This is a genomic window from Ahniella affigens (genome assembly GCF_003015185.1).
Classification (GTDB): domain Bacteria; phylum Pseudomonadota; class Gammaproteobacteria; order Xanthomonadales; family Ahniellaceae; genus Ahniella; species Ahniella affigens.
Genome location: NZ_CP027860.1, coordinates 1,405,191 through 1,424,568, shown reverse-complemented (window position 1 = coordinate 1,424,568; position 19,378 = coordinate 1,405,191). Strand labels below are relative to the sequence as shown.

At 61.2% G+C, this 19,378-nt stretch carries 17 protein-coding genes; 7 read left to right on the top strand and 10 right to left on the bottom strand.

Annotation, left to right across the window (positions count from 1 at the left end; translation table 11 throughout):
• Nucleotides 1-53: 53 nt before the first annotated feature.
• Both C7S18_RS05350 and C7S18_RS05345 read right to left on the bottom strand, forming a co-directional pair.
• Entirely contained in the window at nucleotides 54-2,498 is a 2,445-nt protein-coding gene (locus C7S18_RS05350) for a M14 family zinc carboxypeptidase (RefSeq protein ID WP_106890590.1), read from the bottom strand.
• 184 nt (nucleotides 2,499-2,682) lie between these two features.
• The gene (locus tag C7S18_RS05345; RefSeq protein ID WP_106890589.1) at nucleotides 2,683-3,810 is read right to left on the bottom strand and encodes a hypothetical protein; all 1,128 of its coding nucleotides are present in this window, start codon (nucleotides 3,808-3,810) and stop codon (nucleotides 2,683-2,685) included.
• A 129-nt stretch (nucleotides 3,811-3,939) separates the two neighbouring features.
• On the opposite strand from C7S18_RS05345, the gene C7S18_RS05340 reads away from it, so the two are divergent.
• Nucleotides 3,940-4,386, top strand: a complete 447-nt coding sequence (locus tag C7S18_RS05340) for an Hsp20/alpha crystallin family protein (RefSeq protein ID WP_106890588.1) — start codon at nucleotides 3,940-3,942, stop codon at nucleotides 4,384-4,386.
• Nucleotides 4,387-4,591: 205 nt separating this feature from the next.
• Nucleotides 4,592-5,476 (top strand): DnaJ C-terminal domain-containing protein, encoded by an 885-nt coding sequence (locus tag C7S18_RS05335; protein ID WP_106890587.1) that lies wholly within the window; start codon nucleotides 4,592-4,594, stop codon nucleotides 5,474-5,476.
• 161 nt (nucleotides 5,477-5,637) lie between these two features.
• On the opposite strand, the gene C7S18_RS05330 is transcribed toward C7S18_RS05335, so the two are convergent.
• Both C7S18_RS05330 and C7S18_RS05325 read right to left on the bottom strand, forming a co-directional pair.
• Nucleotides 5,638-7,113 carry a transglycosylase SLT domain-containing protein gene (locus C7S18_RS05330; protein ID WP_106890586.1) on the bottom strand — a complete coding sequence of 492 codons (1,476 nt, stop codon included), beginning with the start codon at nucleotides 7,111-7,113 and terminating at the stop codon, nucleotides 5,638-5,640.
• Nucleotides 7,114-7,935: 822 nt separating this feature from the next.
• Nucleotides 7,936-10,059 (bottom strand): prolyl oligopeptidase family serine peptidase, encoded by a 2,124-nt coding sequence (locus tag C7S18_RS05325; protein ID WP_425481115.1) that lies wholly within the window; start codon nucleotides 10,057-10,059, stop codon nucleotides 7,936-7,938.
• A gap of 219 nt (nucleotides 10,060-10,278) precedes the next feature.
• Here C7S18_RS05325 and glmU point away from each other — a divergent pair, with 219 nt between their 5' ends.
• Nucleotides 10,279-11,664 carry a bifunctional UDP-N-acetylglucosamine diphosphorylase/glucosamine-1-phosphate N-acetyltransferase GlmU gene (glmU, locus tag C7S18_RS05320; RefSeq protein ID WP_106890585.1) on the top strand — a complete coding sequence of 462 codons (1,386 nt, stop codon included), beginning with the start codon at nucleotides 10,279-10,281 and terminating at the stop codon, nucleotides 11,662-11,664.
• A 181-nt stretch (nucleotides 11,665-11,845) separates the two neighbouring features.
• Here glmU and C7S18_RS05315 read toward each other — a convergent pair whose 3' ends face one another.
• Both C7S18_RS05315 and C7S18_RS05310 read right to left on the bottom strand, forming a co-directional pair.
• Nucleotides 11,846-12,646: an inositol monophosphatase family protein gene (locus C7S18_RS05315; RefSeq protein ID WP_240623982.1), complete on the bottom strand. Its 801-nt coding sequence runs from the start codon at nucleotides 12,644-12,646 to the stop codon at nucleotides 11,846-11,848.
• Nucleotides 12,646-13,401, bottom strand: a complete 756-nt coding sequence (locus C7S18_RS05310) for a type II secretion system protein N (protein WP_106890584.1) — start codon at nucleotides 13,399-13,401, stop codon at nucleotides 12,646-12,648. Before C7S18_RS05310 ends, C7S18_RS05315 begins: the two co-directional genes overlap by 1 nt.
• Nucleotides 13,402-13,646: 245 nt before the next feature.
• Here C7S18_RS05310 and C7S18_RS05305 point away from each other — a divergent pair, with 245 nt between their 5' ends.
• The 4 genes from C7S18_RS05305 to C7S18_RS05290 all read left to right on the top strand — a co-directional run bounded on the left by C7S18_RS05305 (nucleotide 13,647) and on the right by C7S18_RS05290 (nucleotide 15,739).
• Complete coding sequence (locus C7S18_RS05305) at nucleotides 13,647-14,213, top strand: DUF7010 family protein (RefSeq protein WP_106890583.1); 567 nt, start codon at nucleotides 13,647-13,649, stop codon at nucleotides 14,211-14,213.
• Nucleotides 14,214-14,226: 13 nt separating this feature from the next.
• Nucleotides 14,227-14,772, top strand: coding sequence for a DUF2306 domain-containing protein (locus tag C7S18_RS05300; RefSeq protein ID WP_170113128.1), 546 nt, complete (start codon nucleotides 14,227-14,229; stop codon nucleotides 14,770-14,772).
• A 77-nt stretch (nucleotides 14,773-14,849) separates the two neighbouring features.
• On the top strand, nucleotides 14,850-15,413 hold the full coding sequence (locus C7S18_RS05295; protein WP_146151772.1) for a hypothetical protein: 564 nt from the start codon (nucleotides 14,850-14,852) through the stop codon (nucleotides 15,411-15,413).
• An 8-nt stretch (nucleotides 15,414-15,421) separates the two neighbouring features.
• The gene (locus C7S18_RS05290) at nucleotides 15,422-15,739 is read left to right on the top strand and encodes a transcriptional regulator (RefSeq protein ID WP_170113127.1); all 318 of its coding nucleotides are present in this window, start codon (nucleotides 15,422-15,424) and stop codon (nucleotides 15,737-15,739) included.
• 9 nt (nucleotides 15,740-15,748) lie between these two features.
• Here C7S18_RS05290 and gspM read toward each other — a convergent pair whose 3' ends face one another.
• From gspM to C7S18_RS05270, 4 genes are read right to left on the bottom strand one after another with little or no spacing between them, the layout of a single operon-like run.
• The gene (gene gspM / locus C7S18_RS05285; RefSeq protein ID WP_106890579.1) at nucleotides 15,749-16,237 is read right to left on the bottom strand and encodes a type II secretion system protein GspM; all 489 of its coding nucleotides are present in this window, start codon (nucleotides 16,235-16,237) and stop codon (nucleotides 15,749-15,751) included.
• Nucleotides 16,234-17,415 (bottom strand): type II secretion system protein GspL, encoded by a 1,182-nt coding sequence (gene gspL, locus C7S18_RS05280; RefSeq protein ID WP_106890578.1) that lies wholly within the window; start codon nucleotides 17,413-17,415, stop codon nucleotides 16,234-16,236. Before gspL ends, gspM begins: the two co-directional genes overlap by 4 nt.
• Nucleotides 17,416-18,705 (bottom strand): metal-dependent hydrolase family protein, encoded by a 1,290-nt coding sequence (locus C7S18_RS05275; protein WP_106890577.1) that lies wholly within the window; start codon nucleotides 18,703-18,705, stop codon nucleotides 17,416-17,418. It lies immediately after the preceding gene.
• Nucleotides 18,702-19,217 carry a hypothetical protein gene (locus C7S18_RS05270; protein WP_106890576.1) on the bottom strand — a complete coding sequence of 172 codons (516 nt, stop codon included), beginning with the start codon at nucleotides 19,215-19,217 and terminating at the stop codon, nucleotides 18,702-18,704. The genes C7S18_RS05275 and C7S18_RS05270 overlap by 4 nt, the downstream gene beginning before the upstream one ends.
• Nucleotides 19,218-19,378 lie beyond the last annotated feature (161 nt).

The window sequence follows — 19,378 nt, the reverse complement described above, 5'->3', positions numbered from 1 at the left end:
CAGTCTAGCAGGCGCCGGGCAGCCAGCCGATCGCGCCGACCGCCTCGTGTGAACTATTCGAAATCGTTTGCGAACAAGTTCGTCGCCAGCTGCGTCGCGCGACAAGCCGGACCTGCCGACTCAATTCGGATGTTGTCCAGCTGCCATCCATCGGCCACCTGCCCGGTGTCGCTCGTGAACCGAAAGCGAAACCGGACGTTTGCCTGATTCGCGATCGTAGGCAGCTCGATCTGCTCATGCCGCCAGCCGTTCGCGCCATCACATTGAAACACTTGCGTCCAGTTGGTGCCGCCATTGGTCGACACCTCGACCCGTCCGAAATCGAATGTGGCTTCGGTGTTGCAGCGATGATCGAAAGCGAGTCGCACACCGTCGAGACCCGCATAGCTGAGTACGCCGCTGGTCAGACTCATGTTGGCATTGTCGCCGTAATTGCCGGCCGGACTGTCGGACCACACCATCGTGGCGGCACCGGTCGGACCCGTTTGACTGGCTCGGGCCCACGTCCCGGAGGCTGTCCACGCGGGCTGTACCGTTTCGGCATCGTCGGCAAATGCCGCGCACGTTGGATACATCGCGATGTCGCGAGTAGTGATCTGCCCGGCGGTCAGGCTGATGCCGGTTGCTGCCTCATCGAGATAGCCCGGCTTGCTGACCAATAGGCTGTAAACGCCAGGCGTTTTGCGATGCGTATAGCCGCCGTTGACACCGCTCACGACGGCTTCCGCCCCCAATGTGAGGGTGGCCTCAAGCGGCGTTCCCGATACGAACGATGTGACCGTGCCCTGCAGTTGTCCGACACTGGCCGGGTCCGAAATCGTCAGAAAGGCTGCGCCGGGCGGACCGGCGATCGTGCTGGCATCGGTGCCCTGTACCAGCAACAGATGCTGGCCCAAGCTAAGGCCCGTCGAGGGCAAGTTCAATGAGACGCCTTCACTGGTTTGATTGAAGCTGCCATCTGCCGCCAACATCGTCTGACCGATGGCGCCGGCAGCCCAAGGCAGTTGATCCACATACACCCGCGCGCTGCTGATGTTCTGCGTCGTCTCGGTACCATTTGATTGATTGAAGCGCGTGTCATCAATCGTGGCGAGCACCATCACCGATTCACCTGGAAACACGATCGACGGACCTTGCACACGCACGTTCAGCGCATCCGGACCCGAAGGCATCTGGTATGGCTTGCTCAGAATACGCGCGCCATATTGGAACGCCGCCAGATTGCCGGGCTGAATCGAACCGGTGAACGTGGCGCAATCCTGAAAGAAGTCGTCGCCCAACTCAAACGTGTAGGCAGGCACACCCAGGCTGCCATAGGCATTGTCATCGGACGCGCCGCTCGCCGGAATAGTATTCGACTGCTCTGGCGAATAACTGTTGAAAAACGCGAACCGCCGCCCAAGCGTCCGCAACGGCGCGTTGTTGGGTGCTGTCGTCGAACCTGGAAAACCCCAGGGCCAGAGCACGACCTCCGAGTAGCTGTGCACATCCAGATACAACCCCTGGGTATCGGCCGCAGCGGCCTGCGTGTAGTCACTCAGTGCACCGGGCCGCGTGTCCGGGAAAATCGAGGCGATGTAGCTGTTGACGGCCGTGGATTCCGGCTCCGACAGCACCGCCGTACCGCGATACGTTTCATTGCAGAGCGACGTGCTGGAACCGGAACCCGTCCAGTCGATCTGGAAATTGCGGTTCAGATCGACACCATCAAGAACGCCAGAGCAACCGCCATGATCGCGGCGGTTCTTTCGCTGCGACTGCCCCGACTCCGCAATGATGCGGCCATCGGGATTGGCCTGCAGCAGCAGATGGAATTCGTTGTAGTCGAGCAGCCAACGCGCGGTCGCGTCGGTCTGATAGTTGTTCAGCAACCACTCGGCAAAGGTCGCGTTGACCTCGACTGGCGTGTACTCGCGCGCATGCAAGCCGCTCATGACAAACATCCGCGGCTTGGGGCCGGCGATGGCGCTGTTCGTCAGCTTCAGCACGCGCAAATCAAACCCGGGCTCTTGCGCGGTCGGGGTCGATTTCCGCCAGCTATCGCCGATGTCGATCACGGTGGCAAGGTTTGGATTTGCGGCCACCAAGTTGGTGATCAGCGCATTGGTCTCGGAGACGGTCCGATAGCACGCAAAACCGGGGATCGACTTGCTCAAGGCCAGGTCGGCGAGGCCCACACGGGCACTCAGTTCCATATCCATGCGCGGCTTCAGCCCCGCCTGCTCCAATATTGCGCGCTGGGCTGCGTTCGCTTCGACGATCAAATCACCGTGCTTGGCATCAACCTTCACATGGGCAAATTCCCGGCCCAGCAGTGCGCGCACCGCAGGGCCCGAGTCATACACCCGAAACACCGCCGTGGTGCCCGCTTCCTCAGCACCCGCTTCCTCAGCGCCCGCATCCTCAGCACTAAAGGCTCCGGTCGCCACCAAGGTCAGCAAACCAGCAGCGGCATGAGCCAGGAACCGGGAGCGAGGGGTATGAGGTTGATTGGTCATCACGAATCCTTCATTCAGTCGGATATCTTAGCCGTGACGACACGACCTTGTCTTGCCGCAATGCAAAGCCGCAACACGCGCGCCAGTCGTGCGTCCGCCGAGGCCCTCGCGAACAGGACAACCGTTAGCGCTGGCCTGAACCAGTCCATCCTGGACGGTCCGTTTGAACGTTCTCAGAGGCGCGTTAGCGGTCTTCTGCCCGCACGCCAATCGCGCTGACCCCGCGCCGGCGGGCCGCATTCAAGTCAATCAACTGAAACTCTGGCTTCTTCGGGTCGTGGAACGACATTGCGTGCTTGTCGAACACTGCCTGGCCGCGTTCCACAGCCTTTCGGAAGCTGCTGAACGATTCCGTCTGACTGATGACGCCCTGCTTGTTGGCTTTAGCCTGATCGATGAGGGTCGTTTCCAGGAACGCGTAGTCGCCGCCAGGCGACAGCTCGAACGCCAACAGCATGTGGCCTGGGAGCAACACGAGCGACGGGTTCAAATCGATCTTGCGGAGCACCGAGGCAAACAGCACGGAGCCATCGACACAATTCGCTTCGCGACTCTTGAAGCTCTCGTCGATGAAGCGCACGTGCTGGGAATACACGTCGGTTTCGGCACTACCAGTCCGCGTCAACGAGCTGTAGCGCATACCGCGCGATTGCAGCAGCCGCCAAATCGCGAACACCTGCTTCATCACCAGTTCGGCGTTGCGCGACTGGTAACCATCGAATCGTTTCACCGTGCCTTGCGCGAGCGCATCGGAAACGATGGCGGCGACGAGTGGATGATCCTCGTCTACGTAAGCTGCGAATGTCCAGGTCAGGTCGGTCGGCGCCCGTGCATCGGCGATGAAGTACGGGGCCTCATTGACCGAACGGATTCGCACGCGCTGGCTCTTCCGCTGTACTGGGCCATCGTCCAGTTGCAGGCTCAGGCTTAACGTTTCGGGCGTTCCGCGGTTCTGCCGACGCAACGCATCGAACTGCCAGGCGAGCACGGGAAACACGGAGTAGCGCTTGCCCGCTTCGGGCAGGACCACATCAATGGACGATTCCGGCAGCAACCCGTTGAGCTGGATGCTGACCCGAGCGCGTTGCTGATCATGTTCGGCCAGCAAGCGGACACCGATCAGGCCATTGCCATCACCGAGGACGCGCGACGACACCCGCCGCGGCGCGGGCAGATCGGCGGTGGCCAGAATGAGGCTTGGGTAGATTTGGTCCTTGGGGCTGACGATTGCCTGCCAATCGGCAGCAGGGGCCCGAACCGGGACGCCAACGCCAAGGGCAATGAAAACGAGAATCGGTGTCAGGAAGCGCATCAGCCGATTGTTGCCAAGCCTTGATGAACGAAACAAGAGGCGCGCTGAAAATACCCCCTTGAACTTGCAAACGATGGCCACAGATCGGGCTCAAGGCAGTAATCACTGCCAACCACATTGGAGCCCGACATGACCATTACCCGCTACAACCCGATCACCCTGAACCGTCACTTTCCGGAAGAGATGAAGCAGTTCTTCGACAAGATCTTCGATCATGGCGACGACGAGCAATCGAACGTAGTCACCGCGCAGTGGACACCACGCGTCGATATCGTCGAGCAGGCCAAGCAGTTTGTCATCCATTGCGATATCCCGGGTGTCGAACCGAAGGACATCGAGATCCATATGGAGAAAGGCGTACTCAGCATCAAGGGTGAACGCAAGGTCGAGAACAAGACCGAAGACGCGAAGTTCACCCGTGTGGAGCGCATGCACGGCGTGTTTCATCGCCGGTTTGCCCTGCCTGACTCGGCGGATCCGGATGGCATCTCGGCGAGCGGCAAGCACGGTGTCCTCGAGGTCGTGATCCCAAAGCGCGCCGAAACCACGCCTCGGCGAATCGAGATTCGAGCCTGATCGTGCCAAGATTGCGCTTCGGCTTGGCGGTGCGGGCACCCGTACCCGCATCCGCCCGGCGATTGCAGGAATGCCAAGAAGCCCGCACTGCGGGCTTCTTGCATGATGGCGACAGACGTTCTCGCGCGGTCACCGCCAACAAGGCGGGTCGCGCGATGGGCGCATTGCGGCAAGCGATCTGTTGCCCTGGAACGGAGGAGACAGCATGAAATTCAAAGATTATTACGAGGTGCTAGGCGTGAAGGAGAGCGCCAGCGCCGATGAGATCAAATCGGCATACCGCAAACTGGCTCGGAAATATCACCCGGACGTCAGCAAGGAAACCGATGCCGAGGAGCGCTTCAAGACCGTCAATGAGGCCTACGAAGCGTTGCGTGATCCGGAAAAGCGTCAGGCCTACGATCAATTGAAGCGGCAAGGGTACCGGACGGGCGACGACGTTCCGGCAGGTGGGTTTGGCGGCGGCGGCTATGATTTTGACCCATCGGATATGGGCTCGGGCGGCTTTTCGGACTTCTTCGAACAACTGTTTGGTGGGGCTCGCGGCGGCGGCCGTCGGTCCGCGCCACGCAAAGGACGCGATTTGGAAATGCGGCTCAATCTGAGCCTCGAAGCAGCCCATCAAGGGGGCAAGCAACGGATCAGTTTCATGCGTGGTGGCGAGCAGAAGACGCTGGAGGTCAAGATTCCGGCGGGCGTACCGGAAGGTCAGCAGATCCGCCTGTCAGGCCAAGGTGAGGTCGGCCCGAACGGAGCCGGCGATCTCATTCTGGTCATTGGTCTGGAACCGCACCCCTACTACACGCTCGACGGCCGCAACACCCAGAGCAAACTGATGCTCGCGCCTTGGGAAGCGGCGCTCGGAGCCGAAGTCCCAGTGCAAACCTTGCACGGCACCCTGTCGCTGAAGATTGGCGCCGGCGCGCGAGCAGGGCAAAAACTCCGACTCAAGGGCAAAGGCTTTGGGGTCGAACAACCCGGTGATCATTTCGCGCAGATCGACATTCAAGCGCCAGCCGCTGAGACCGATGCGCAGCGTCAGGCGTACCTGGCACTCGCCGAGCAGTTTCCGAATCTGAAACTGCGTTGAGTCGGGGTTGGCGCTGAGTCATGCTCGACGCAAAGCATGTTGCGCCGCCGCCCAGGGATCTCGTCCGGACTGGTCCGAACGGGTCCCTGTTTCACGCCGATGCGCGATGCCGATCAGACCGGTTGGGGCCAGCTGACACGCGGCGAATCAGGCCACCGCGATTACGACGCGCGACAGCTTGGGACGCGTAATCGCTGGCCCGGCAGAATCAAGTACCGCGGCGCCCGCACGCCATTGGCGTTGGCCACGGTATTGACCGCGCAGCCGTAACGCATGGCGATGGCATGCAGGGTCTCGCCGCGCCGCACGACGTGCGTGCGCCCGGACCCACTCGATGTTGGCGCGCTGGCACGGCTGGCGAGTCGATAAGTCGACGCCGCGGGCTTCACAGCCTGATGCAAATCCTCCGCGGTCTGGGCGAGTACCCCACTCTGGCAGCGCGCGGCATAGGCCTTGGCGGCGGCAGCTGGTACCTGGAGTTCGGTGCCGATTGCCAACCGGCGCTCGGCTTCGTAACGGGGATTCAGATTGCGAATCGTCCGAAACCAGCCCCGCGGGTTGCCAAATTGGCCCATGCAGACCGCGAGTTCATTGATCGACGCCGTACGCACCAACGTGATGGACGCGGGCGACGCATCAAAGCGCGGGAATTCCAACCCGAACTCCTCTGGATGCATGAACAGCCAGGCGGCTGCGAGCACCATCGGCACATAGTCGCGCGTCTCGGGCGGCAAATTGCCGTACACCCGCGCATCCCAAAAACTGCGGGTACCGCGCGGCGACAGCCGACCCATGCGGCCCTCACCACCGTTGTAGGCACCAAGCGTCAGTTCGAGGTCGTTGTTCAGAAGCGCCAGTTGATCGTTGATGTAGCGAACATTGGCGGCAGTGACCTTCGCCGCATCAAATCGCTCGTCAAACCCCGCGCGACCAAGGCCGTAGCGCGACGCAGTTGCCGGCATGAACTGCAGTAGTCCCGCCGCACCGGCCGACGACACGGCATGCACCTTGCCGCCCGACTCCTTGGCCACAATGCCAAACAGCAACGCTTCGGGTAGTCCGGCTTCTTCATACTTGGGCCACATCAGGTAGCGCAGGTACTGGTAATTCTCGTACGCGTCGAGCAGATTCGGGCGCATCCACGTCAGCCATTCCTCGATGCCGGCCTTGACCGCTGGATTGAGCTGGATTACTTGGTCAAGGCGCTGGCCTTTGAGCATGGCCACGCTTCGTTGCAACTCGGGCAGGTCGCTACTCGGGCTCGCAACGTCGGAGGTTTCGCCTGCCAGTTCCTCCTCGGCCCGGTTTTCATCATCGGACCCCAACAGCGCCTGCTGCAGCAAGGCCAGGGTTTCGGCTTGCGAGCGCATGGCGACCTGATGATCACAGTTGGTCTCGATGGCACATCGGGCAATCATCGCGCGATAGTGCTCGCCGGCGGCATGCACGCTTTGCGTATCGGTGGCTTCACCGCGCTCCCAGCGCGCAATCTCAGACTTAAGCTCGGCTTCGGCTGCCAGTATCTCAGCCAACGTTTCCGATTGTGCCGTACGGCTGTTGTGGGCTTTTTGTGGCGTCGACGCGCAGGCGCCCAACAAGGTCGCCAGGATTACTGCAACAAGCGGAGTCCGGAACATGAAATCACCCTGCAATCAAACCGCGACACGTTAGCAGCGTCTGCGGCAGATCGCCAAGGGCGCCTCTGAACGCCTTCAGAGGCGAAGCCGGCCATGGATGGCCGGCCCAGAATCGAGCACGCAAGTGCTTGATTCTGGAGCAATGAGTCCGGACACGTGCCGGACTCATTGCGGGTCTGAAAGTCCAGGATGGACTTATTCAGACCGGCAAATACTGGCCATGGATGGCCGGCCCAGAATCAAACACGCAAGTGGTTGATTCTGGAGCACTGAGTCCGGACATGTGCCGGACTCAGTGCGGGTCTGAAAGTCCAGGATGGACTAATTCAGACCAGCAAATACTGGCCATGGATGGCCCGCCCAGAATCGAGCACGCAAGTGCTTGATTCTGGAGCCATGAGTCCGGACACGTGCCGGACTCATTGCGGGTCTGAAAGTCCAGGATGGACTTGTTCAGACCGGCAAATACTGGCCATGGATGGCCCGCCCAGAATCGAGCACGCAAGTGCTTGATTCTGGAGCAATGAGTCCGGACACGTGCCGGACTCATTGCGGGTCTGCCGCGATCGCGGGGGAGGGAGCACTTCTCCCTCTCCCACGCGAGTGGGAGAGGGCTGGGGAGAGGGCTACTTGCCACACGGTGCCGTCGTGAAAATCGCGCATCGCCGCTGACAGTTTGATGCGCGAATAAGCGCACCAAAGGGGCGGCTGGACTCCCACGCGCCCCCAAGGCAAGGCGGGCGCGAACCTGAACCGCGCCCCGGACCAAGTCCGGGGCAGCAGGCCTCGGACCTGCGCTGACGCCTGTCGTCCCCACTTTGATCAGGGCTTGGCGAGCGTTTGCCAGAGGAACTCGTAGGCGAGCGTCGACATGAATGCCAACTGTTGGTTGTCGGCGCCCCCGCCGTGACCACCTTCGGTGTTTTCGTAGTAGTAGGCGGTGTGCCCCTGCGCCATCAATTTCGCCATCATCTTGCGGGCATGGCCGGGGTGCACCCGGTCATCGCGCGTCGAGGTCGTCAGCAACACGGGCGGATAATGCTTGTCGGCCTGAAGCTGGTGATACGGCGAATAGCGGCGCAGAAACACGGCCTCCTCCGGGTTGTCCGGGTCACCATACTCACCCATCCAAGACGCACCGGCCAACAATTTGTGATACCGCAGCATGTCGAGCAGCGGCACCTGAATGACTACGGCGCCGAACAAGTCCGGGTAGGTCGACAACATGTTGCCAGTCAAGAGGCCGCCATTGCTGCCACCGACCACACCGAGTTGCTTGGCGCTGGTGTAGCCGCGAGTCGCGAGATCCTTGGCCACCGCAGCCATGTCTTCGTAAGCCTTGTGCCGGTGTTCTTTCAGCGCGGCCTGATGCCAACTCGGCCCGAATTCACCGCCGCCGCGAATATTCGCGACCGCATAAACCCCACCGCGCTCCAGCCACGCGGTGCCGACACCAGCGCGATAACTCGGTACTTCCGACACTTCGAACCCACCGTAGCCATACAACAGCGTCGGATGACTGCCGTCCAACTTGAGGCCGTTCCGATACACCACAAAGTAAGGCACTTCGGTGCCATCGTCGCTCTTTGCCAAATGCTGTTTGACCGCGAAGTCACCCGCGTTGAAAAACGCCGGCAACGATTTCAGGAGCTCGGGTTTGTCGGCACCAACCTCACCGAGATACAGACTGGTCGGTGTCAGATAATCCGTGACGGTCATGAAGTAAGCGTCGCTGTCATCCGGATCGACCGCTCCAACACCGACGGTACCGAGGTCTGGCGCACCGACGAGGGGCTGTCGCTGCCACGTCCCGTCCTTGGGCGTCAGCACATAGACTTTGTTGCGGACCATGTCGAGTTCGTTGACCAGGATGTGGTGCTTCGTACCACTGAAGCCCGCCAACGACTTCCGCGGACCCGGCTCGTAGAGCAGGTGCAGGTCGCGCTTGCCGGCCATGAAATCGTCGAATTTTGCGGCCAGCAGAGCGCCTTTCGGCCACGTTTTGGCGCCGACTTTCCAGTCATCGCGGAGCGACAACAATAGCCAGTCGCGCCAGGTCGACGCGTCGGCACTGTCCGGCTTGTCGATTTTGGACAGCTCACCGTCCTTCAATGAAAACGCCTGGTTGGTGAAAAACGTCATCCCGCGCAGCACGACGTCGCGTTCATAGCCCTTGCGATGATCGCGACCGGCATACACCCACACATCGTCGGCGTCGCCTTCGAAAATGGTCTTAGCATCTTTGATGGATGTGCCGCGCTTCCAAAGCTTGGTCACGCGCGGGTAGCCCGAACTGGTCATCGACCCAGGCCCAAAATCAGTGCCCACATAGACGCTGTCCAGATCTCGCCAACCAATGCTGGTTTTCGCTTCCGGCAGGTCAAAACCATCCTTGACGAAGCGCCGGGTCGTCAGATCGAACTCCCGCACCACGGTCGCGTCAGCGCCGCCTTTTGACAGCAGCAACAAGCAACGCTCGTAAGCGGGCGCCAGGCAATCGAACCCCGACCAGACCCAATTGACCTGCTCAGCCTTGCCGAGCGCATCGAGATCGAGCAACACGTCCCACTTGGGCTGCGGTTTGCGGTACTCGGCAAGACTCGTACGGCGCCAGATGCCGCGCGGATGGCTCGCATCGCGCCAGAAATTGTAATAGTGCGGGCCCATCTTTCCGACATCAGGAATCCGTGCGTCGGAGTCCAAGATCGCGCGGATTCTGGCCTCGGTCTTCTTGAATGAATCCGATTCTGCGAGTGCCTTGACGGTGGTCGCGTTCTGCGCCCTGACCCAATCCAACGCTCGGTCGCCGGTCACGTCTTCCAACCAGAGGTTTGGGTCAGATGCCACGTTCGAATCCACTTCCTGATCGCTGATCAAAGTCGTCTTTGGCTCATTCGCCGCCGCACTCGCCATCCACAGCACTCCCAACACCAAGCAAAGTCTCATCACGTCTTCTCTCGAATGCGTACCACGATTCAAATCGACGATGTGCGCGGCCATTCCAAGCACCGGGGCCAATCGCCCTGTCAGTCAGTCTGGCACGATAGCCCGGCGCGGCGCGGCCGGGATCAGTCGGAAGTCAGGGGAATGCCCCCAATCGTGCTTCTGTGCCCATGCACTTTTGCATATGATGGTCGAAACAAGCATTTGAAACAGGTGTCAGTCATGCGTGCGCGTCCTCTTCATGTGATCATTCTGGCTGCTGGTGAAGGCAAGCGCATGCGCTCGCGTCTCCCCAAGGTGCTGGCGCCCATTGCTGGCAAACCCATGCTGCATCATGTAATCGATGCCGCGCGCGCGCTCGCTCCAGAGCGAATCCATGTCGTTCGCGGCCACGGCGGCGATCAGGTAATGGCCTCGTTGTCTGGCGCTTCGGATGTTGGTTTTATCGAGCAGTCCAAACAGCTCGGCACCGGGCATGCCATGATGATGGCGATGCCCGAAGTCCCCGACTTAGCGCACGTGCTGGTGTTGTATGGCGATGTGCCTTTGATTCAAACCACGTCACTGAGCGCACTGCTGGCAACGTTGGGTGCAGAAACGCCGTTGGCCGTATTGACGGCGAGTTTCGCTGAGCCCAAGGGCTACGGCCGCATCGTGCGCGACGCGGCGGACCGCGTGCGTGCCATCGTCGAAGAAAAAGATGCGAGCCCGGCTGAACGGCAGATTCGCGAAATCAACACCGGCATGATCGCCGCCGACGCCGGTGCACTCCGTCAGTGGCTGGCCACGCTCGGCAATCAAAACGCCCAGGGCGAATATTATTTGACGGACGTCTTTGCCAAAGCTGCGGCCGCCAACACCCCGGCGGCAGCGGTACTGATCGGCGCTGAAGAAGAAGCGCTCGGCGCCAATGATCCTTGGCAATTGGCTGATCTGGAGCGCCGCTGGCAACGCCGCGCGGCACGTGCGTTGTGCACCGAAGGGGTGCGGTTTGCCGACCCGAATCGATTTGATCTCCGTGGCACGCTGACCGTTGGCCAGGATGTCGAAATCGATGTCGACGTCATCATCGAGGGTACGGTGCACTTGGGCGATGGGGTTCGCGTCGGTCCCTACACGCGCATTCGCGACTGCCGTATTGCCGCCGGCACCGAGATTCGTGCCCATTGTGATCTCGATGGTGCCGACATTCAGGGCGCGGCACAGATCGGCCCCTTCGCGCGTCTACGCCCGGGCACCGTGCTGGCTGAGGGGGTCCACGTGGGCAACTTCGTCGAAACCAAGAACGCGCACCTTGGCGTCGGCAGCAAGGCGAATCATCTGACGTATCTCGGCGATGCCCGCATTGGCGCCAAAGTGAACGTGGGCGCGGGCACCATTACGTGCAACTACGATGGCGTCAACAAGTTTCAGACCGTCATCGAGGACGGCGCGTTCATTGGCTCGAACTCGGCGTTGGTCGCGCCCGTCACGATCGGCCAGATGGCGACAATTGGCGCCGGCTCAGTGGTCAGCAAGGACGCACCCGCCGACCAACTCACCGTATCGCGCGCCCGACAAGTCTCACTGCCAGGCTGGCAGCGCCCAAAGAAACTACCGAAAACCTAAAACGCGTCGCGCTCTGCTAGGGAGCCTCTGAACAAGTTCAGAGGCGACGCAGGCCATGGATGGCCTGCCCAGAATCAAGCGCGCAAGTGCTTGATTCTGGAGCAGCGAGTCCGGACATGTGCCGGACTCGGTGCGGGTCTGAAAGTCCAGGATGGACTTATTCAGACCCTCCCTAGCAGGGCTAGCCATTTAACACGGCGAACCAATCGAGCACCGCTGCGTGCAGTTTTGGGGTGGCCGCGAGCACCGTGCGTGTATCCAATGTCAGCGGACCGCCGTCCAACTCGGTGAACACAGCGCCGGCCTCACGAGCAATCACCGCCAACGCCGCGATGTCGAGGATGTTCACATCAGACTCGATGACCACGTCGACTTTGCCGGCAGCCAACCAGTGGTAATGCAAGAAATCACCATAGCCGCGAGTCCGGTTGACGGCGTTGATCAGGTGACCGACTCGCGCCCAGGCCGCAGCGTCGCGCGTCAGGGTCTTGACGTTGCCAATCGACAACTGTGCATCCGGCAAGCGCTCACGCTCGACCACGCGAACGGGCTCGTCGTTCAAAAACGCCCCGCCACCCAAGCGCGCATGCGCCCGCTGGCCAAATTGGCCGGCGCTGGAAACGCCAAGCACGAGTTCACCGCGATACATCAGTGCGATCTGCGTCGAGAACAACGGGTACTCGCGGACAAATGCTTTGGTGCCATCAATCGGGTCGATCAACCACAGAAAGTCCGAGTTGCCGCTATGGCCATGTTCCTCGCCATAAAAGGCGTGATCCGGAAAAGCTGCCTTCAACACCGACACGATGGCCGATTCGGCTTCGCGATCGGCCATTGTGACCGGCGACGCGTCCGCCTTGATCTCGACTGCCAGGTCAGCACGGTAGTACTTCCGCACCACTTCTTCGGCCGCATCGGCAGCGAGTTGGGCGATTTCGATTGCCTGATCGAGCCAGGCGCCGTCCAGTCCCATCGTAGTCATCAGTAGAGTTTCTCAATCACGCCATCGACCCGCAGCAAGGAACCGCCATTCGGCTTCCGCTCGCCGACGTATAACAACGCCTCGCGCACCGAATCCTCGCGGGCATCCAGATTGACCTCGGCATGAAAGGTCTGACCCTGCACCCGCACCGTGCCAGCAATCGCAAGTGGCCCGCCGGTATCGCGAATCGTACCGACAATGTCATTGCCCTCGGGCGCAAAGTCCACGCGCACGTTGCCGATCCGCGCTTCGGCCAAGCCAGACACGCCGAGATCGTTCCAAGTCAGCACACCAGTTGCCGACTTTAGAATCCCGTCGACGATTTGAATCTCGTCGCCCACGATGTCGATCCGCCCCTGAAGTTTGAGGGACGGAATGTCGAGCGCGGGCTCCAGCATGGTTCCCGGCACTGTCGCCTTCAAGGCGCGCAGCGTCACGTTGTGGCCTTCAGCACGAACATTTGTGTTGAGCTCGATCGGGCCACCGCGTAGCGACAATTCGCCAGATCCGACCCCGGACAGCGCCTGCCAAGGCGAAAAACGCCAGGTCGCGCTACCCATCGGCAGGGCTTTGACACTGACGCCTTGCGCCTGACCCTCCCAAACACGCCCGGTCAATCCTTGCAGGCGCAACGCGGGTACTTGCTTGGCCACCCGTGCCCACGCGGTTTCTGCCGGCAGGCTCCACCACGCCAATCCGCCCACCACGAGCAGGGCGAGCAGGCCAAACAGCAGTGCTAGCAATATCTTCTTCATTCAGGACACCAGGCGATACATGTGTTGAGCGGGTCTGGTTGCGGGAGTGATGCCCGGCATTTGCGCCGCGCACCAAGCCGCCCGAACCAGGCAGCAAAGACCAGAGATTGAAGCAGGAAGTGCCCCCAAGTGCGAGCGATGCGCGGTCGTCTGGACCACCCGCGCGGAATCAGGTGCGTTTCGATCTTGACACAGAGAACTCTGCCTTTTAGAGTGCTCTGCACCAACCCACCGGATGCGATACGATGAACCAGCAACACCACTCCCTCGATCAACAACGCGCCGAATTCTGCGACCGCCCGTTCTACGCCATGCCGTTGGCAGGCACCCTGGCCTGGGGCCTGATCGGCCTCTTGAGCCCGCTGTTTGGCATGTTCGGCAAGGTCTATCTCGTGTTCATCCTGACCGGCAGCATCTTTGGACTCGGCATCCTGATTGCCAAGATCACCGGCGAAGACTTGCTTGGTAAGCACCGGCCGAAAAACGTATTCGATGGGTTGTTCATGGCCTCAGTCGGCAGTGCCTGGCTGGTGTTCGCGATTGCGGTGCCGTTCTTCCGCCAGGACCCGACGTCTCTGCCCCTCAGCATTGGCATTCTGGCGGGTCTGATGTGGCTGCCGTTCTCGTGGATCATTCAACACTGGGTCGGTTACTTCCACGGCATCGTGCGCACGTTGCTGCTCGTCGTGGCCTGGTACCTCTGGCCCGAACACCGATTCACGGTCTTGCCAGCCATTATCGTCTGCATCTACCTCGTCACGCTGATCGCACTAGCCCGGCGTCAGCGTCAGATGAAGCGCGCACTGGCCTGATTGGAGCATTCTTGTGATTCATAGCCCTTTAGGCGCCCTGCACCTCATCGCCGCCCTTGCCGCGGTCATCCTGGGTGCGATCGTGTTTCGCTCTCGCAAAGCCACGCGCTGGCATCGTCGGGTTGGCTACGGTTACGCGGCAACCATGCTGGCCACCAATGTCTCCGCGTTGTGCATTTTCGGGCTGTCCGGAACATTCAACATGCTCCATGGCTTTGCCATCTTGAGCTTGTCCTCGCTGGCTTTTGGCATGATGCCGGTGCTGCGCGGTCGGCCCGAGGGGATTCGTTTTGATCAGCACTTGAAGTTCATGAGTTGGTCCTACATCGGTCTGATCGCCGCGCTGGTCGCTGAATCGGCCACCCGCATTGGCATGCCGATCCTGGTCGCGAACGGCTACACGCCGCGCCCGTGGTTCTGGGCCTTGGTCGGCTTGGCGAGCTTTCTCGTCGCCGGAGTCGGTGCTTTGATCCTGCGTCGCCAGGAGCCAGGCCTGCAGCGCTATCGGCCGCGGCCACGCGCCAACCGTGGCGAGACTGTCGATGCAGCAAGTTCCTGACGTGAGTGGCCGAGCACCGCAGCTGTCCGGCACAATGACGTCTTCCGCCGGCACCACGCCGCTGACGAGTCATGACCATGAACGAGCCTGATCGATTGCAGGACGACCTCGAATTTGTCCGGGCAGCGGTGGCCCGGAGCCGCGACAATCGCGGCGCCGCGGCCATCTATTGGCTGTGGGCAGGCATCGTTGGCATTGGCTTTTCACTCGGCGATTTCCGCCCTCAATGGTCCCTCTGGTTCTGGACGATTGCGGGCCTAGGCGGTGGCTTGCTCAGCGTGTGGCTTGGCTCTCGCAACGACACGGAGCGTGGCGTTCGCGATGAGCAACTGAGCCGCCGGCAAGGCTGGCACTGGCTGCTCTGCAGTATCACGATGGGGCTGATCACCGGCGCGATGGCACTCGGCAAACTGCCGGCCCAGCAAGGCGCAGTCGTGCTGCTCGCGGTCACCGGCTTGAGTTATGCGCTGGCCGGAATCCATTTGAACGCGCCGATGCGCTGGCCGGGATTTGCGATGCTCGCCGGTTCGATATGGATGCTGTTCTGGCCCATGCCTTGGCAGTGGACCATGACGGGCATCGTGGTGGCCATCGCGTTGGTTGCTGCCGGTATCTTCGCCGCCCGCGAACCCAGAGCTTGAACAGCGGCATGGAAAAGCCAAAGCCCCTGGGCGACGTCAGCGGCCTCGATCCGCTGTTCGAACATCGCGCCCGTCTCGCTGCGTGCGTCCTGCTCGCCGAGCATGGCGAAGTCAGTTTTGCGCGCTTCAAACAATGGTTGGACATGACCGACGGCAATCTCGGTGCGCAACTGAGAAAACTGGAGGACGCCGGCTACGTGCAATTGCGCCGTGATTTTGCCGAGCGCAAACCCATCACGTGGTATGGATTGACCGAAACTGGCCGGCTGGCGCTCGATCGGCACTTGAAACACCTGCGTGACCTGATCGGCCGCGTCGGCGGCTAGGCGCAACGCTTACTGCACCGAGTCGATCAAGGTCAGGCGACCGTCGACGAGCCCGGTCTGCGCATTGCGATCGAACTGGAAACTCTCCACGCGAATGCCAAAGCGCAGTTCCATCTGCTCCAGCCAAACGGCAACCTGATCAAAATCCGCGCGTTCGAGCCACACGTTGACGCGTGCGTTGGACGCCGGCTCCATCCGCTGAATCGCATTGGCCAATGTAGCGTCCTTCGCGGCTTGATCAGCCAGTGCCAACATGGACTTGCCAGCCCGGTCAAACGTATTGGCAGTGCCTGTTGGTGCCAGTTGCTTCAGACGTTCGGCCGCGCCAAGCATCCAGGAATAGTCGTTCTCGGCAGCCGCTACCTGCGTGGCCAAGTCTTTTCGGGCGTCAACCAGAGGCTGCCAGGCGAACGCCCAGAACAACATGATGCCAACCGCAATGCCACCAAATCCGAGCACTTTTCGATCCCGCTCAGACAAGTTCTGCCAGAAGCTCATGGCCCGCCTCCAATGCGCAGTCGGCCCTCGATGCCGGCATCGAGATTGTTTGCGCTGACCAATTCGACTTTGCGCCCGGCACTGTTGGTGGCGAGGCCTTCGCGTAGCCCGTCCAGTTCGCCGATATCGGGGGCGATCACCAGCAGTTCAAGCGCGCCGTTTTGATATGCGACCGATTTCAAGCTGATCTGTGGTCGTTGGGACAAGTACGGGGCAACCATCGCGAGCAGGCCGATACCGCCATCGGTTGACGAACTGCCTTCAGCCACACGCAATGCCGACTGCATTTGCGCGACCGGATTCGGCACATTCTGCGCGCCCGGCACGGCCGAGCGGTACGCGTTGATCATGCCCTCGCGGAGCGCACTCAAGCGTGTCTGGCCCCGCAACACATCAAGCCCCATATGCACCATGGCCAGCGCGATCCAGGCCGCTGCGGCTATTCCGAGCCAACGCCACCAGCGCCGCTGCGCGCGTTCTTGTTTGCCACTGCTGCGGTAACTGCCCGTCAGCAGATTGCTGCGCCGGCTGCGCGCGTAATGGCGCGCCAGAATATCGAGCGCAAATTTGCCCGGCTCCCAATCAATGCGATTGAACTCACTGAGCCTGGCGCCGGCGGATTCGAGGAGATTCGGCAACTGGCCGCTATCGCACGCAAAGGTACGGTCGCGCGCGAGCCGGACCAGGCTTCGGCTACCTAAGTTGAATAAGCAAGGTGCGTCGGCCTCAGGCAGGCACTCCGCATCGGGCACCATCCGATTCGGCGTGATCCCGCGAAGCTTCAGGTCTTCCAGAATTTCCGACAGTGCGGTGCGCGCCATCGCAAGCACGGGCCAACGCGCCGGCCCGCCCTGCTCCACGAGCGCCACATGCATGTCGTCGACATTGCTCGCCAACTGGTCTTCCATCGCAAACGGCGCGGCTTTTTCTGCCTGCGAACGGCTCTTGGCGGCGATCTCCAAAGTGCCCGAATGCACCAGTTCGGAGGGGACCAGCACATCGATGCTGCTCGCACCGAGCACAGCATCGAACGGCAATTCGTAGACGCGTCGAGATGCGGCCGAGCGGCCGTCCTTATCGAAACGCAGAAATTCGAGCGGCGCATCCGCGCCGACATAGCGAATCAGCAACAGATTCGCAAGGTCGACGCGTTGGCTGGAGGAAGCGATCGCTGCCAATCAGGGCTCCGAACGCACCCAGGCGCCCGCCTTCAGCACATGCGTCGGGTGCTTCAGGACGCTGATGTCGGCAAGCGGATCGGTGCTGACCACCACCATGTCGGCAAAGTAGCCCGGCGCAATCCGACCCAATGAGTCCTGTTGATCGAGCACTTTGGCAGCGCTGGTGGTCGCAGCCTGGATCGCCTCAATGGGCTTGACCCCGGCTTCCACCAGCAACTCAAACTCACGCGCATTGTCGCCATGCGCCGACACGCCCGAGTCAGTGCCGAACGCAAAGGGCACACCGAGCTGATACGCGCGCGCAAATGTTTGCTTGATGCGCGTGCCGACCTCGAGCGCCTTCGGGCGAATGATTTCTGGGAACCAGCCGTCGATCTTGGCCTTCTCCGAGGCATACGTGCCAGCGAGCAGAGTCGGTACCAGCACAGTGCCTTTCTGCTTCATCAACCGCATCGTGTCTTCGTTCAAATAGCTGCCGTGCTCGATGGTCCGGACGCCGCCGACAATCGCACGGCGGGCACCTTCGTTGCCGTGTGCGTGGGCAGCCACATGCATTCCGTAATCACGGGCAGTCTCGACGATCGCCTTGACTTCTTCCACCGTGAACTGCGGATTGTCGGCACTCTTCGCGTAGGACAGCACCCCGCCGGTAGCAGTGATTTTGATCACGTCCGCGCCTTCTTTGTAGCGCGAACGCACAGCCTTGCGCCCTTCATCGGGGCTGTCGGCCACGCCGTCTTCAGGCTCTGGATACCCGAGCGACTTCAGGAGATTCTGATTGATTCCGTTGCGCGGATCGGCATGTCCGCCGGTACTCGCGATCGATTTACCCGCCGCGAAAATACGTGGGCCGACGACCCAGCCTTGATTGATCGCATTCCGTAGCGAAATCGCGACGCCGTCCGCAGCCCCGAGATCGCGCACGGTCGTGAAACCGGCACGCACGGTGCGATTCGCATAGACGGAGGCACGAATCGCAAAATCCGCCGGATTCAAGCGAAAGCCTTCGGAGTAGCTGTCCTTGTTCTGCTCGCCAGAAAGGTGCACATGCAGGTCGATGAATCCTGGCAAGCAGACTGCGTTCCGAAGATCAGTGGTCTCGGGCCCAACTTCGACCTTGCTGATTTTGTCGATCGCAACAAACTTGCCCGCCTCATGCCGAATCTGAAACGGCCCGCTCAGCAAACCGCGATCCGGGTCCACCACGGCGCCACAAATCACGTCAGCCGCTTGGGCCGTGCCAAGGCCGGCCAGCAGCAACGCGCTGGCGAGCAGACGCCGCGTCATTGCACACGCTCGACTTTGACGGCGGTGTTGTAGCCGTCCACCTGCAAACGCCACACGCCCGTGAACCCGCGCGTGATGGTGACCTTCGGGTTGGTGATCGGGTCGCCGACTACAAATTTGGTGCGCTCGATCTGGCGCCAGACCTGGCCGTTCTGCAAGCGGAACTCGTTCTTGCCCTGCCAGCCGTCGAACCGGCCATCGATGTAGCTGACGACTTCAGTGTCGCTGCCCTGGTCGTCAAACATGCCTCTTTCAAAGCCCGGACCGGTGCGCTCGCCAGCCGTTTCCGCAGCACCCGCAGGCGCCGAACCCACGATGCGGATCTCTTCGCCATTGAGCCAGCGATTCAGATTGTCCAATTCCTCAGCGCTCAGCTTGTCCAGGCCCGAGGCGCGGAAGTCGCGGGCACTCATCCGCTCTTCGACTGGCTGGTAATCAGCAGCAGGGGCAAAACTGGAAAGTGCCAAGCCAGTAAGCGCCGACAGGGCAACAACGAGCATTTTTCGCGACATGCGGACCTCGGATGGATAACGTCGGGAGTGTAGCCCGCCGGTTTCCTGAGCCGCAATGCTGGGCGGAAATCCGGGCGGATCGCGGCATGGTGCCGGGCGAAGTGTTAGGAATTCGACAGCGGGACCTCGCATTTGCCCCATCCACGGATGGTTGCGCCCCG